This window comes from Actinomadura gamaensis (genome assembly GCF_042652125.1).
Classification (GTDB): Bacteria; Actinomycetota; Actinomycetes; order Streptosporangiales; family Streptosporangiaceae; genus Spirillospora; species Spirillospora gamaensis.
In genome coordinates this window covers 1-532 of sequence record NZ_JBHSIT010000045.1, presented here as the reverse complement: position 1 = coordinate 532, position 532 = coordinate 1, and the positions used below count along the sequence as shown (strand labels likewise).

1 rRNA gene is annotated in these 532 nt (G+C 59.0%); it reads right to left on the bottom strand.

Annotation, left to right across the window (positions count from 1 at the left end):
* Positions 1-419 precede the first annotated feature (419 nt).
* Positions 420-532 (bottom strand): 16S ribosomal RNA (locus tag ACFPCY_RS43085); the annotation flags it as partial.

Below are 532 nucleotides of genomic sequence, written 5' to 3'. Positions count from 1 at the left end.
GCCCTTAAAAACTTGAACACACGAAACGATCAAACAAATCGCAACAGAGAACAAAACTCACAAAGGAGTCTCGTTCAGAGATGCTCGCGTCCACTGTGTAGTTCTCAAAAAACAACCGGGCCCACCAGCGCGGCCAGGTGAATGCTCACCCGGCCGACATCTGGTCCCGCGATCCAAGAGGACCGGACTCAACGTCCGTTTCCTCAGGACCCAACAGCGTGTCCAGCCAGCTCGTCATCCGAAACCCCCGTTCCCACTCCCCTCAACGGGGCGGTACTTGCAGGCCCGCATGACCAGCGGACTGAATAACCAGTGCTCCACATCTATGAGCAGCCACCCAGCGAACACTCGCCGCTGATGATGACCACCGACCACACCCTCCCCAGGGGGAGACGATGTGGCCAGTTGATGCTCCTTAGAAAGGAGGTGATCCAGCCGCACCTTCCGGTACGGCTACCTTGTTACGACTTCGTCCCAATCGCCGGCCCCACCTTCGACCGCTCCCCCCCTTACGGGTTGGGCCACGGGCTTC